The 14451-nt window shown below is 42.2% G+C and carries 11 protein-coding genes and 1 tRNA gene; 9 read left to right on the top strand and 3 right to left on the bottom strand.

Annotated elements, in window-relative coordinates:
* Nucleotides 1–3 precede the first annotated feature (3 nt).
* A complete protein-coding gene (gene secG, locus RM556_RS15800) occupies nucleotides 4–414 on the top strand; it encodes a preprotein translocase subunit SecG (protein WP_311360541.1) in 411 nt (136 codons plus the stop codon).
* Nucleotides 415–429: 15 nt separating this feature from the next.
* Nucleotides 430–516, top strand: a tRNA-Leu gene (locus RM556_RS15795).
* A gap of 146 nt (nucleotides 517–662) precedes the next feature.
* On the opposite strand, the gene RM556_RS15790 is transcribed toward RM556_RS15795, so the two are convergent.
* Nucleotides 663–884, bottom strand: coding sequence for a hypothetical protein (locus RM556_RS15790; RefSeq protein WP_311375053.1), 222 nt, complete (start codon nucleotides 882–884; stop codon nucleotides 663–665).
* Between the two features lie 233 nt (nucleotides 885–1117).
* On the opposite strand from RM556_RS15790, the gene RM556_RS15785 reads away from it, so the two are divergent.
* On the top strand, nucleotides 1118–3295 hold the full coding sequence (locus tag RM556_RS15785; RefSeq protein WP_409220098.1) for a S46 family peptidase: 2178 nt from the start codon (nucleotides 1118–1120) through the stop codon (nucleotides 3293–3295).
* Nucleotides 3296–3356: 61 nt separating this feature from the next.
* On the opposite strand, the gene RM556_RS15780 is transcribed toward RM556_RS15785, so the two are convergent.
* Nucleotides 3357–3689, bottom strand: coding sequence for an HPF/RaiA family ribosome-associated protein (locus RM556_RS15780; protein ID WP_311360539.1), 333 nt, complete (start codon nucleotides 3687–3689; stop codon nucleotides 3357–3359).
* A 132-nt stretch (nucleotides 3690–3821) separates the two neighbouring features.
* On the opposite strand from RM556_RS15780, the gene nhaR reads away from it, so the two are divergent.
* The 5 genes from nhaR (at nucleotide 3822) to RM556_RS15755 (ending at nucleotide 10014) form a co-directional block, all read left to right on the top strand.
* The gene (nhaR, locus tag RM556_RS15775) at nucleotides 3822–4724 is read left to right on the top strand and encodes a transcriptional activator NhaR (RefSeq protein WP_311360538.1); all 903 of its coding nucleotides are present in this window, start codon (nucleotides 3822–3824) and stop codon (nucleotides 4722–4724) included.
* Between the two features lie 112 nt (nucleotides 4725–4836).
* A complete protein-coding gene (gene pnp / locus RM556_RS15770) occupies nucleotides 4837–6951 on the top strand; it encodes a polyribonucleotide nucleotidyltransferase (RefSeq protein ID WP_311360537.1) in 2115 nt (704 codons plus the stop codon).
* A gap of 116 nt (nucleotides 6952–7067) precedes the next feature.
* Nucleotides 7068–7373, top strand: coding sequence for a DUF1244 domain-containing protein (locus RM556_RS15765; protein WP_311375051.1), 306 nt, complete (start codon nucleotides 7068–7070; stop codon nucleotides 7371–7373).
* Nucleotides 7374–7482: 109 nt separating this feature from the next.
* Nucleotides 7483–8382, top strand: coding sequence for a lipoprotein NlpI (nlpI, locus tag RM556_RS15760; RefSeq protein WP_409220097.1), 900 nt, complete (start codon nucleotides 7483–7485; stop codon nucleotides 8380–8382).
* Between the two features lie 48 nt (nucleotides 8383–8430).
* Nucleotides 8431–10014 carry a sel1 repeat family protein gene (locus RM556_RS15755; RefSeq protein ID WP_311375050.1) on the top strand — a complete coding sequence of 528 codons (1584 nt, stop codon included), beginning with the start codon at nucleotides 8431–8433 and terminating at the stop codon, nucleotides 10012–10014.
* A gap of 15 nt (nucleotides 10015–10029) precedes the next feature.
* Here the strand turns inward: RM556_RS15755 and cysZ are convergent, their stop codons facing one another.
* Nucleotides 10030–10776 (bottom strand): sulfate transporter CysZ, encoded by a 747-nt coding sequence (gene cysZ / locus RM556_RS15750; RefSeq protein WP_311360534.1) that lies wholly within the window; start codon nucleotides 10774–10776, stop codon nucleotides 10030–10032.
* Nucleotides 10777–10959: 183 nt separating this feature from the next.
* Between cysZ and smc the strand changes: the two genes are divergently transcribed.
* Complete coding sequence (gene smc, locus RM556_RS15745) at nucleotides 10960–14451, top strand: chromosome segregation protein SMC (protein ID WP_311375049.1); 3492 nt, start codon at nucleotides 10960–10962, stop codon at nucleotides 14449–14451.

Here is a 14451-nt window from a genome sequence, read left to right as displayed (position 1 = left end):
TACATGGTTTATCAGATTTTAATGGCATCTTATCTTATTGTTGCACTGCTTTTGATTGGCTTCGTGCTAATTCAACAGGGTAAGGGTGCAGATATGGGCGCATCTTTTGGTGCTGGCGGCTCAAACACTGTTTTTGGTTCATCGGGTTCAGGTAACTTTATGACCAAAACAACGGCTATCTTAGCAACGTTATTTTTTGGTATCAGCTTAACTTTAGGAACGATTGCTTCTAAAGACAATACTGAAGTTGATGAGTTTGAATTGCTGCAAGCTCCAGTAAGCGAAGTTCCTGTTGTTAGCGACGTACCGTCGGTAACTCAAGCATTGCCAGCATCTGGCGATGTACCAGCTGTCCCTGCCGTAACAGAAGGCGACAAAGCTGAAGATGAAAAAGTTGAAGACAAGCCTAACTAAGGCAAAACAAACAATGCGGAAGTGGTGGAATTGGTAGACACGCCAGCTTGAGGGGCTGGTGTCTTAACAGACGTGCGGGTTCAAGTCCCGCTTTCCGCACCAATTAAAAACCTATATCTTGAAAAAGATATGGGTTTTTTTATGCCTAAATCTTAAGATTTAATCGGGCGTTTTCCATTGGCGCGTTTATATTTAGACTGATAATCACGCCTTTGCTATTAGTTCTGCTATAGGAACATAAACGACGACTAAGATAAGTTGTTAACGTATAAACAAATATAGTATGGATAATGGGCTTGCAGGTAGAGATGAAATAGGTGTTCATTTTGGGTCTTGTGGTGTACTTGTATTTGGTGACAGCCATTCGTTAATAAGGCGTGAAACTCACACATATTCCTATCGATCTCAGCGCCATCGATTTTATCTGGGTCACTTTGTAGGTGAATATTTGCGATAGCTGGGTTTAACACTAGCAGAAACTCCCCAAGTCAGCTCGCCGTTCCTATCTAAGTATCTTAAGACCTCAATAGTAGGGCATTATTATTCATATTTCCAAATGGATGTTTAGACGTCTAAACGTCTATATTTGAATGTTAAAATAGTTAAAGAAAAGTCGCAAGCCTTTTTGCTCTTTTGAGATCTTAGATTACAATGTGGCTTGGTTTGAAAATAAAAATAAACATTAAAACCAATACAATAAGAAATCATAAAAAGGAAACGACATGAAAAATGGCTAATCGGCGCACTTACAATAGTAGCGTCTCAAGCAATAGCGGACGAAGGAATGTGGCAACCCCATCAATTACCCGATATAAAACAGCAATTAATCGATGCCGGTTTAAAACTAAACCCCGATGATATGTCTGATTTATCCAAATTTCCGATGAATGCGATTATTAGCCTAGGGGGATGTACTGCGAGTTTCCTTTCTCCACAGGGCTTAGTAGTCACAAATCATCACTGTGCATATCGTTCAATTCAACACAACAGTTCAGAGGCCAATAACTTACTTCAAAACGGTTTCGTCGCGAACAATAAATCAGATGAGTTACCCGCTGCACCAGGGAGTAGGGTTTACATTACTGAATCGTTGAGCGATGTAACTGAGAAAGTGACCGGCAATATTTCATCTGAACTTAGCGGTAATGCTTACTATGAAGCTGTCGAAAACAATCGAAAGCGTTTAATTGCAGAGTGCGAAGTCAGTCAAGATTATCGTTGCACAGTTTCTAGCTTTCATGGTGGTGCATCGTATGTGTTAATTAAACTATTAACTATTCGAGATGTACGTCTTGCCTACGCGCCACCTTCAAGTATCGGAAAATTTGGTGGTGACACCGATAATTGGCAATGGCCACGTCATACCGGTGACTGGGCGTTTTATCGTGCTTACGTGGGGAAAGATGGAAAACCTGCTGACTATAGTGAGGACAACGTTCCTTATCAAAACAAAGCGTTTTTAAAAGTAAATGCCAACGGTGTTGAAGAAAACGACTATGTCATGATCCTTGGCTATCCTGGCACAACAAACCGCTACCGAAGTTCTCTTGAAGTTGAGAGTACTTTTACTTGGACCTATCCGACAGCAAAGCAATATCGTGAAGAATTTATTGATGTGATCAAGGCGCATTCTAAAGCAGGAAGTGATGATAGGATCAAGTATGAAAGCACCATTGCTGGGCTTGCAAACTACGCGAAAAATTATGGTTCGATGGTCGAAAGCTACAAAAAAGGAGACATGTTAGAACGTAAGCAGCAGTTGGAGTCAGATCTTGCTAACTGGTTAGCCGCGTCACCGAACATGAATGCCAAATATGGGGCTAGTTTGCTTTTACTAAATCAGTTGATTGGTGAATCTGAAGCGACCAAAGAGCGCGACCTTCTTTTAGCTTACATGGGTAGAACAAGTTTATGGTCTAGCTCCAAGCGTTTGCTGCGTCTTGCTTATGAAAAAGCGAAACCTGATGCGGAACGAGATCGCGGTTATCAAGAACGAGACATGGCTAGGTTCAAGCAATCTGTGCAAGCAATGAATTCGCGTTTTGTTGCTGAGGTTGATAAAGCATTATTGAAGCACTTCATGGCAAAGTACGTTGAACTACCTGCTCAACAACGAGTGGCGACAATAGATGCGTTTTTTGATATTAAAGGCAAGAGTTTAGTCAATGCCTATAAAAAAATCGATAGCATGTATGCTGAAACGACTTTAGTTGATGCCGATAGCCGTCTTGCAATCATGGAGCAAGACTTTGATTCGTTGAGCAACAGTAATGACCCATTCATGCAGTTTGCTGCTAGTCAATTCGAATATGACATGTCGCAAGAAAAAGAGAGCAAAGCCCTAGCAGGGAAGCTTCAGCAAGTGAGACCAGAGTATATGAAGGCCTTAATTGCGTTTAAAAAATCGCGCGACGAAGCCGTGTATGCTGATGCGAATAGCACACTACGCATTACTTATGGGAATGTAACAGGTTATTCGCCTCAAGATGGTTTACAAGCAACGCCATTTACTACTGCAGAAGGTATGTTAGCTAAATATATTCCCGGTGATGATGAGTTTGATATGCCAGAAAGTCTCCGAGCAGCCATTGAACAGAAGCGCTACGGAAAGTACTTGAATAAAAAGTTGGGCTCAGTACCCATCAATTATTTAAGTACTGTAGATATTACCGGTGGTAATAGTGGTAGCCCGACTTTAAATGCTAAAGGCGAGTTTGTTGGTGTCGTCTTCGACGGTGTTTATGAGTCAATTATCGGTGATTGGGATTATGATCCGACATATAACCGAGCGATCCATGCTAGCAGTACTTATATGCTTTGGGTGATGGATGAAGTCGATGGCGCGAAGAGTTTGCTAGACGAACTCGTTATTGTCGAGTAAGACTAAATAGTCACTGCAAAAAACCGGCCGCGTGCCGGTTTTTTTTATTGATAGGTGTTTTTTATTTGCAAATATAGGGAGGGACGTTTTGCCGCATACTGGCGCGGCGATGTCTATCTAATTGTCGTTTAGCCCTGCTTGCCGCATTGTATGCAGCCATTTCTAAGGTAGTGGAAATATTATTAGCCTGAGTTTTTCCTTCAGGTAAGTTGTCTATGTCAATGGCACAGTGAATGACCGCTTGCCCAAACTGATCGGTATCCTTGCAGAAGGTGACAGTGACTAAATCAATCGCTTGTGTATAGCGTCCGAGCTGCATGCGTAAGGTTTCGTTCAAGTACTCAGCTTGAGCTTCACTTATTTCTACATCTAATTGCACAATTTTGAAATGCATGACTACACTTATGAAAGAAAATCCTGTTGATGAAGCAAGATTATCAATTAAAAGTGAACGAATATATTCGTTTAAATGTATAAGAAAGGCTCGAAAAAACTGACGTTCATATTCTAAGGAACCCCCAAAACAATGTCTGACAACTTAAATTACAAGCACCTTCATTACTTTTGGGTAGTGGCTACAGAAGGCAGCATAGCAAAGGCTGCTGAGAAGTTGTTCATCACGCCACAAACAATTAGTGGCCAACTGAGCATGTTAGAAGAGCGCATTGGACAACCCTTGTTTGACCGAGTGGGTCGAAGACTTAGACTGACAGAAACAGGCCGATTAGTGCTTCGCTATTCAGATGAAATCTTTGAATTAGGGAAAGAGCTTAGTGATGTCTTGCGCGGTGCACCATTGGTCGGTACGTCAGAATTCATAATCAGTGCAGCGAGTGCCTTACCGAAAACGATTGTCTATAAGATTATAGAACCCGCTTTAAAATTATCGAAAGAAGTGAGTCTAGTTTGTCGAGAGGGCCCGGTAGAAACTATTTTAGCCGAGTTGGCGATACACGAAGTCGATATGGTGCTCACCGACACACCATTATCTAGTAACTTTAGTGTCAGGGCTTACAACCATTACCTTGGGCAATCAGGGCTCACGTTTTTTGCTTCAAACGCGGTGAAGTCGCAATTAAGCGGCTCATTTCCAGATTGTTTACATCAAGCACCGGTATTACTACCCACTAAGCAGTATGCGATTAGGCAACTTTTCGATAAGTGGTCAAACGACAATGGCATCTTTCCAACGATTAGAGGGCAATACGACGACAGCGCATTGATGAAGTCTTTCGGCCAAGCGGGTTTCGGTATGTTCTTTATGCCCACCATTATTGAAGAAGAAGTATGCGAAACCTTTAAGGTTGAGATCGTAGGGCGCCTTAGTGAGATCAAACAAAAATTCTATGCAATATCGGCTGAGCGAAAGGTGACCCACCCAGCAGTCGCTGCTGTTTGTAATAGCGCGAGAGATAAAATTTTTAAATAATTCTGAAAAATCGAAGAGATTCACCATAACTTAATAGTAATCAGGGTATTTCACGGCTATACTATGCGGCGCATTAAAAAGCATAAAATACATATAAACTAAAGGATAGAGTGTGACTCCTATTACTAAAACATTTCAGTATGGTCAGCATACTGTCACCCTAGAAACGGGTGTAATCGCAAGACAGGCAACCGCAGCAGTAATGGCAAGCATGGACGACACGTCCGTATTGGTCTCGGTTGTTGGTAGAAAAGAAGCTAAGTCAGATCAAGACTTCTTTCCATTAACAGTTAACTATCAAGAAAAAGCATACGCTGCAGGTAAGATCCCTGGTGGCTTTTTCAAACGTGAAGGTCGACCTTCAGAAAGCGAGACTTTGATTGCTCGTTTGATCGACCGTCCAATTCGTCCTTTATTCCCGAACGGGTTTAAAAACGAAGTGCAAATTATCATTACTGTTGTTTCTGCTAACCCAGAAATCCCAACAGATATCATTTCTTTAATCGGTACTTCAGCTGCATTAGCTATTTCTGGTATGCCGTTCAACGGCCCAGTTGGCGCTGCTCGTGTTGGTTATAAAGATGGTGGTTACATCCTAAATACGCGTACTTCAGAGCAAGAAGACAGCCAATTAGACCTTGTAGTTGCAGGCACAGAAAGCGCTGTACTCATGGTTGAATCTGAAGCTGATATTTTATCTGAAGACGTCATGCTTGGTGCCGTAATGTACGGTCATGAACAGTCTCAAACTGTTATCAACGCAATCACAGAGTTTGCTGCTGATGTTGGAACAGAATCTTGGAACTGGGAAGCTGAAGCAGAAAATACTGAATTGAAAGCAAAAGTAAAAGAGCTTGCTGAAGCTGGTATGACTGAAGCTTATCAAATCTCAGATAAGATGGTTCGTAAAGATGCGGTAACTGCTGTGACTGAAAAAGCATTGGCTGCAATCTTAGAAGCAAACCCAGAACAAGACCCGAAAGAAGCAAGTGAATTGCTGCATGATCTTGAAAGTGACGTAGTACGTTCACGCATTTTATCGGGTGAAAAACGTATTGACGGTCGTGATCCTGAAACAATCCGTGCATTGAACGTAGCAACTGGTTTGCTACCAAGAACTCACGGTTCTTCATTGTTCACTCGTGGTGAAACACAAGCAATCGTTGCTGCTACTTTAGGTACAGAACGTGACGCACAGATGATTGATGAGTTAGGTGGCCGTTCAGATAGCCGCTTCATGCTACATTACAACTTCCCTCCATACTGTGTAGGTGAGACGGGTTTTGTTGGTTCTCCAAAGCGTCGTGAAATTGGTCACGGTCGTTTAGCGAAGCGTGGTATTCAAGCTGTAATGCCTTCTGCTGAAGAATTCCCGTATGTTGTTCGTGTGGTTTCTGAAATTACTGAATCGAATGGTTCATCTTCTATGGCATCTGTTTGTGGTACGTCATTAGCACTAATGGACGCTGGTGTTCCTATTAAAGCTTCTGTTGCTGGTATTGCGATGGGTCTAGTGAAGTCTGACGAAAACTTCGTTGTTTTGTCTGACATCTTAGGTGATGAAGATCACTTAGGCGATATGGACTTTAAAGTTGCAGGTACTACAAACGGTATTACTGCACTTCAGATGGATATTAAAATCGAAGGTATCACTCAAGAAATCATGCAACTTGCGCTTAAACAAGCAAAAGAAGCACGTTTACACATTCTTGGCGTAATGGATTCTGCGATTTCTGGTCACCGTGAAGAAATGTCTGAATATGCACCACGCATTTATCAGATGAAGGTTGACCAAGATAAAATTCGTGATGTTATCGGTAAAGGTGGTGCAACAATCCGCTCTATTACTGAAGCTTCAGATACAAACATCGAAATTGAAGACGACGGTACTATCAAAATCTTTGCAACTGAAAAAGCGAAAGCTGACATTGCAATTGATAGAATCAAAGCAGTAACTGCTGAGATTGAAGTTGGTGCAACGTATCACGGTAAAGTGATGCGTATTGTTGACTTCGGTGCTTTTGTTGAAGTATTACCTGGTAAAGAAGGTCTAGTACACATCAGTCAGATCGCTCATGACCGTGTGAATAAAGTGACTGACTACCTAGAAGAAGGCCAAATGGTCGACGTTAAGGTAATGGAAATTGACCGTCAAAACCGTGTTCGTTTGAGTATCAAAGAGCTATTAGAAAAGCCAGCTCCTGAAGCACCAAGCGAAGGCGAATAAGACCACATTTAATGACGATTCTGTTGGTATAACAAGAGTCATCATGTAAAAGTGAATAAAAAGGAGCTTCGGCTCCTTTTTCTGTTTATAACAACTGACCTATTTTGGATAAAATAATGAACGATCAAGAGAGAATAGAAGTCGAAGCTGCAGCTTTTCGTCGTCTGGTAGATCATTTAGATAATAACAAGCAGGTTCAAAACATTGAATTAATGCTATTAGCAGATTTTTGCCGAAACTGTCTTTCTAAGTGGTATCTAGCCGCAGCGACAGACCGTAATATTGACTTGAGTGATGATGAAGCGCGAGAAGCGGTTTATAAAATGCCTTACAGTGAGTGGAAAGAGAATCACCAGCTTCCAGCTACTGACGAACAAATGGATGCATTTAACGCAAAAAGAGCGGCAAAGTCAGCTAAATAAGGCCTGAAGTGCTTTATATCTGTTGAGGAACTTGTTAGCTTAAGCTAAATGAATCATTGAGACCTATCTAGCACACGCTAAAGTGTGAAATAAAAGGAATTGAGCAATAGTGAAATTTAAAATTGTCGGTATTAGTTTAGTGTTATCTACTATCTTGTTCGCAGGGGGCTGTGCAAGCTCACGCGACAGCGCTAACGGGCCGATGGGTAACCTCTTGCTAGCTGAGCCTGAACCAATTAATGCGCGTTCTCAAATGGCAATCGCTCGCTACAATCATATATTGACTCAAGCACCTTTGAAGGATGAAGAGCGAGCTGAGCTTTTGTTCCAACGTGGTATGCTCTACGACAGCGTTGGCTTGGCAGGTTTAGCTCGTTTCGACTATTCCCAAGCCTTGCAATTGAAGCCTGATATGGCGGAAGCACACAATTCGATAGGTATTCACCATATCCAGCAGATGGACTTCATACAAGCATATGAATCGTTCGATTCAACCCTAGATATCAATCCAGATTATGAATTTGCCATTCTGAACCGCGGTATTGCTTTGTATTATGGTGGCCGTGCTGAATTGGCGGTAGATGACCTTAACCGTTTTCAAGCAAGAGATAAAGCTGACCCATATCGAGTGTTGTGGACGTTTATTGTCGAGCAAGAAGTAGATCGTGCGTCGGCACTAAGCAACCTAGCAAAGAACCGGCAGGGCTTAAGCAATGATAATTGGGCCACCAGTATCGTTGATTTTTATCTAGGTAAAATAGACGAATCCGCTGTTGTCGCTGACCTGGTTGACGACGTGACAAGCCAAAAACAGCTTAACGATCGACTGTGCGAGGCTTATTTTTATCTAGGCAAGTACCACAGTGATCTTGGTAACCGAATCAAAGCCTCAAATTACTTTAAGCTAGCTCTTAGTACGAATGTTTATGAGTATGTTGAACATCGGTACTCGCGCATTGAGCTAAGTCGCTTAAGAGAGAAACGTAAGAGCGCTGAGATTACACAGTAAATGCGTCTAGCGCTAATGACCTGTCTTGAACCTTAAGGTGGAACAAGCTTGATACTACTTTTTGCTTATCTTCGACTCTTGCTACTAGCTAGCGTGCTAAGCATTCTGGTTTTCGCAGATGTCTGCCAATCACCACAACGTCTGGTGGCGCAAGCGACTAAGCTAGACGATAAAGAGCAGGCATTGCGATTACTCTTCCCAGCCGTTGAAAACGGAAATGGCGACGCGCAAACCTTATTCACCCAACTTGCTATTCAACTCGATAAACAACATTGGTTGCAACTTGCCGGTGATATGGGCAGTAGCGGTGCTCTTTATTACAATGCGATGCAGAGTAAAGACGCCAAATCGATTCGTCGTTGGTTGAAAAAATCCTCAGAATTAGGCCATCCACAGAGTCAATTCGAATACGCCTTATTGCAGCGAAAGTTTGACGAAAAAATGAAGTGGATGACAAAGTCGGCCGAGCAAGGTTATGAACCCGCCATTATTTCAATGGCCAAATATACCTTTGAAGCTAAGCATGATGATGAGGCTATGCGTTGGTTATCAAAAGCCGCTGCCTTTGATGCGAGTAGTGCTCATAAAGTCGCGAACTTGTATTGGAAGAAAGGAGAGAAGGAGCAGGCTAAGGCATTTTTTAAAACAGCTGCTGAGCAAGATTATGCTGCGTCAGTCACCATGCTCAAGATCTTAGATAAATACTCACCTCAATCTCTTTCTGTACTAAGGGATGTTCCCCCTGAAAATGCTGAGTGTGCTCAATCAGTTCAATTTGTTGCGAACTCATTGGTTTCTTTTGCACAGGCGTTATCTTTCCGAGCTGAATATGAAAAAGACGCGAGACTCGCTTCCTTACCAATTTGCCTAGCCGAACCGATCTGGTTGAAGCCGAACGCCCTAGATTGCCAAGCCAACTTCGATGGTCAGCCACGCCTTTCATGCGACCTGTATCCCTTGAGTAAAATGAAAACACCCTTGGGCTTTACTCACATGGTAGTGTTTGCTGAACAAGGTAAAGCGAATGTTAACAATGGCGTGATGTATTTAGATCAATCAGATACCTATGCGGTATTCGTACATGAATTGGCTCACTTTGCGGGTTTTGTCGATGAATATGCACTACCTCCTGAATTAGCAAACTATCATTGTAATAAGAACCAGGCGCCAAATTTACTCTTGGCGAAACAAATGCCAGTTGAGCCGGCAAATAATGAAAATCAGCTAGCTGATCCTAAGCCTCAAGATGAAGCAGGAGATTCGGAACCGTCCTTAGTTGAAGAGAAACAAGCGACAGTTTTAGTATATGAACCAGAGCAACGCTATACAACGTGGACAACAGCATTAGACGCACACAACAAGCTACAAATGCTTGAGAGTAATAATCCCATTCTTCATCGAATTAGTCCTTCGAATACATGTAAAAATACCGACGTAAAGTCTTATAAACCAAGTCATCAAATGACCTTTTTAGAATATCACGACCTACGCAATATCCCCCGTGTTTACAGAACTTTATGGCGACAGGTTTTGGTTAATACAGCTAATTACTCGGCGATTAATGATAACCTAGCCATTGCCGCATTTGAAAATGGCGACAATGACGCTGGCGTTTTTTGGACCGATTTATAAAGCCTCGCTAAGTCACTATCTTACTGTGCGTCGTTGGCCTGAAAACTCATCGACATAAAGAGAGGTAGCGCCGCATATGGCAACAGGCATTACTAAAAAGTTCAGTATAGGGACTAAAGAAAATATATTAACCATGATACCAAAGCTGAAGCATTGACCTTTGCGTTGCAGCAACTGGTTTCGCATTGGCTGAAAACCCACCTTGTGGTTATCGAAAGGGTAGTCACAATACTGAATAGCCATCATCCACGCAGTAAACATAAACCAAAGTATTTGACCAAATACTGGGATCAGGAAGAATAAAATCAAAAATCCAATCGCCCGAGGAATAAAATACAACATTTTTGACATTTCTCGCCCGAGGGTTCTGGGTACATCCTTCAAAGCGCTTAGCAAGCCCTCGTCACCCATACTCTGACCTGTTAGGTGACGCTCAACTTTCTCACTCAATAGCCCATTAAATGGCGCCGCAATCCAGTTTGCAAGGCTGCCGAAAATCAGAGCAAAGACGAGTAACACGCTGATCAGTGCCAGCGGCCATAAAATATAAGTGAGCATGGTTTTTAACCAGCCTAAAAACTCGGGGATTAAATTAACAATGTATTCAACACCACTTTGGATTTGCGGAATTAAGAAATAAAACGCAGTAGAAAAAAGCAATAAATTTATAAACAAAGGCACAAAAACGAAACGCTTCAAGCCCTTGGTTCCAATTAGGCTGAAGCCATCAAAAAAATAACTTGCCCCACTTTTATTACTCATATTTTCTAGTTTCCTTTTTTAGATTTTAGTACTCTACGAAAGCAGTATATAGAACAAAAATCGTAGTGTAATCCGTAAATTAAGGCGAATTGTTACTAAGTTTTTCTTTTGTTACATTTCATTTGGCCTTAAGCTTTGAGCTTAGGGATTATTCATAACATAAAAGTAAACCAGTAGAGATTCATGCGCCTAAAAAAGATTAAGCTCGCGGGCTTTAAATCATTTGTTGATCCTACCACCATACCATTTCCTGGGGAAATGACTGCAGTGGTTGGGCCGAATGGCTGTGGAAAATCGAATGTTATTGATGCGGTTCGTTGGGTTTTGGGTGAAAGCTCTGCTAAAAACCTACGCGGCGATGCTATGACAGATGTTATTTTTAATGGTTCCACAGCGAGAAAAGCAGTATCTCAATGCTCTGTCGAATTGGTTTTTGATAACTCATCGGGACGCATTGCTGGCGAGTACGCCGGTTACAATGAATTGTCTGTTAAGCGGATAGTAACGAAGGAAGCAATGTCGAGCTATATGCTGAACGGCAGTAAATGTCGTAAGCGTGATATCACAGACCTATTCTTAGGGACGGGCTTAGGGCCAAGAAGTTATGCGATTATTGAGCAAGGCATGATTTCAAAGCTCATAGAGAGTCGACCCCAAGAACTTAGGGTATTTGTGGAAGAGGCTGCGGGTATTTCCAAGTATAAAGAAAGGCGCCGTGAGACTGAAAACCGAATTAAGCACACGAAAGAAAACTTAGAACGTTTAGATGATGTGCGTTCAGAGTTGGGTGAGCAGTTGAGTAAGCTAAAACGTCAAGCCGCCGCGGCAACCCGATATAAAGAATTGAAAGCCAGTGAGAGAGAGTTAAAAGGGCAGCTAGCGGTGGCTCGTTGGTTAAAACAAAATGAGCTGATTACTCAAGCTGAAGCTGAAATTGAAAAAAAACAAACCGAGTTAGAGGAAGTTATTTCCAGGAAAAGGGGCGATGAATCCAATATCATTGCGTTTCGCGAACAGCAGGAAGCACTCAAACAAAGTATCAACGATATTCAGCAGGTAATTTTTAAAACCAGCACCAACATCACTAAAATAGAACAATCTCAGTTATTCTCGAAAAAACGAAAGCAACAAATTCAAATGGAATTGCAGCAACTGCAAACTCAATCACAACAGTTGGACGAACTGTATGCCGAAACCGCGATTGAATTATCTGTCGTACAAGATGAATTGGTTGAACTAGAACCCAATAAACTTCTGATGGAAGAGGCCTTGGAGAATGCTCAAATCTCGAGAGAAGAGGCTGAAGAAGCCTTAAGCGAGTTTAGCGAGAAGAACCGTGCAAGTGAAACGCAGTATCACGCTATCAAACAAAAGCTCCAAACCTGTCATGGACAAATACAAAATACTTTAAGTATGCAGCTGCGCACAGAGTCGCGTATTCGAGAACTAGATAGTGAGATCCGTGAATTAAACGACAATGATCCAAAAACGGAAGCTGAAGAACTGCAAACTGAATTGTTATTGGTTAACGAAGCATTAGAACAAGCAGAGGAAGACCGTAAATATACATCTACACGCTTGTCTGATGCACAGTCCAAAGTTGATGAACTGAATAAACAGTTAACGACAAGTCAGAATGAATTGTTGGGATTGAGCGCTCAAAAGGCAGCGTTGGATTCTATTCAGGAACAAAATGACCATTCTGATAATGGCTTGGGTGATCAAGCTTATCAACGATTAATGGACCATGCCGTGCCGATGAGTGAATACTTGCAGGTTGAAACGGGCTATGAATCACTATTTGAAATTGTGCTAGCCATTTATCAGCTTCCTAAAGTGATTAGCGACCTCAGCTTAAACGAACTTGACCCATCAGCTCTACCTGAGCGCAATGGACAAGTTTTGGTGTTTACTCGTGATATGAGCGACACAAAGCCAGTCAATACGCTGGCTTCCAAGCTACAAAACTCACTTGTCCCCGAGTTGTTTTGCCAAATTAAGCTAGTCGAAAATATCAATCAAGCCTTTACTTTACGCTCACAGCTTAAGCCGGGCGAGTCGCTCATCAGTGAATGTGGCTTGTGGGTGAGCAAAGATACAATGATCAGCGGTGCAGGCACGCGAGTTGACCAAAGCTTGAGTCGGGTGGCTAAAATAAAAGCGCTGACCAGCCAGCTCGCGACAGTTGAAGAAACGGTTGAAGCAAAACAAGCGACTTTGATGCAACATCAGCAAGCACTCGCTGAAATAAACGAACTCAAATTAGCGGCTGACTCCTTGTGTAAAGATTACGATGAGCAAAGCTTTAAGCTGAGTACGCAATTATCACAATTACAACAACAGATAGCACAACAAGAAATGCGTTATCAGCGCCTGTATCAAGAAAAAGAGCGGAATCAACTGAATGCTCAAGAGGAAGAGGAAACGCTCGAAACCTTAAATGAACAGGTTGAAATCCATGCCTTAGAGCTTGCAGAATATGAAGAGGTAATGCACAACACGCAAGAGCAGGGTGAAAAACTGACTGCAGCTTTGCAACAAGCGCGTGCTCATGTTGAGCAACTAGTGTCTCAAGCGCATAATTCGGCATTACAAGTACAACAAGTCAAGAATAAATACTCGTTACTCAAAGAGAAGCAGTCTTCTCGAGAAGAGCAGTTGGAAGAAATCAAAGAGAAAATCGAGTTGCTCCAGGAAGAAGCAGAAGAATTGTCCATGCCTTTAGAAGAGCAGCAAGATAAGCTACAAGAGCTGCTTGAGGCAAAAGAGTCTGAGCAGATTCGTCAAACAGAATTACAAGAAAAACTCAGTGAGATTGACGCGCGTTTACTTGAGGCAGAAAAAGGACAATCAGGTATTAATCAGGCGGCGGAGCGCATTAAATCTGAGATAGAAAGCACGCGTCTACATGCTGAAGGTTGCAAAGTCAGAGCGCAGTCACACCTAGAACAATTGCAAGATATGCAACAAGCACTAAAACCAATTTTAGAAACCCTACCTGACGACATCGATGAAAAGCTATGGCAAGAAAACTTGGAACGCACAAGTGCATCTCTGTCGCGACTGGGCGCTGTAAACTTAGCTGCAGTCGAAGAATTTGAATCGCAATCTGAACGTAAAAATCATCTTGATGCTCAGAATGACGACCTTACACAAGCGCTAGAGACACTAGAAACTGCGATTAGAAAGATTGATAGAGAAACACGCTCACGCTTCAAGGCCACTTTTGATCAAATTAATGGTGACCTGAAAATGCTTTTTCCAAAGGTCTTTGGTGGTGGCAGTGCACACTTAGCGCTTACCGATGATGATATGCTAGACACTGGTGTCACTATTATGGCTCAGCCACCCGGTAAGAAAAATAGTACAATTCACCTGCTTTCAGGTGGAGAAAAAGCACTAACCGCATTATCATTAGTGTTTGCTATATTCAGGTTAAACCCTGCGCCGTTTTGTCTGTTGGATGAAGTCGATGCTCCTTTAGATGACGCAAATGTTGGACGTTTTTGTAAATTGGTCTCTGAGATGTCGAAAACCGTACAATTTATTTACATAACGCATAATAAAGTGGCGATGGAAATGGCAAGTCATTTAACTGGTGTTACAATGGCTGAACCAGGTGTTTCCAGAATGGTTGCTGTTGACGTAGAAGAAGCACTAGCAATCGCAGAATAA

This window comes from Alteromonas sp. W364 (assembly GCF_031846205.1).
Taxonomy (GTDB): domain Bacteria; phylum Pseudomonadota; class Gammaproteobacteria; order Enterobacterales; family Alteromonadaceae; genus Glaciecola; species Glaciecola blandensis.
The sequence above is the reverse complement of the archived record's forward strand: the minus strand, read 5'-3'. Positions and strand labels throughout refer to the sequence as shown.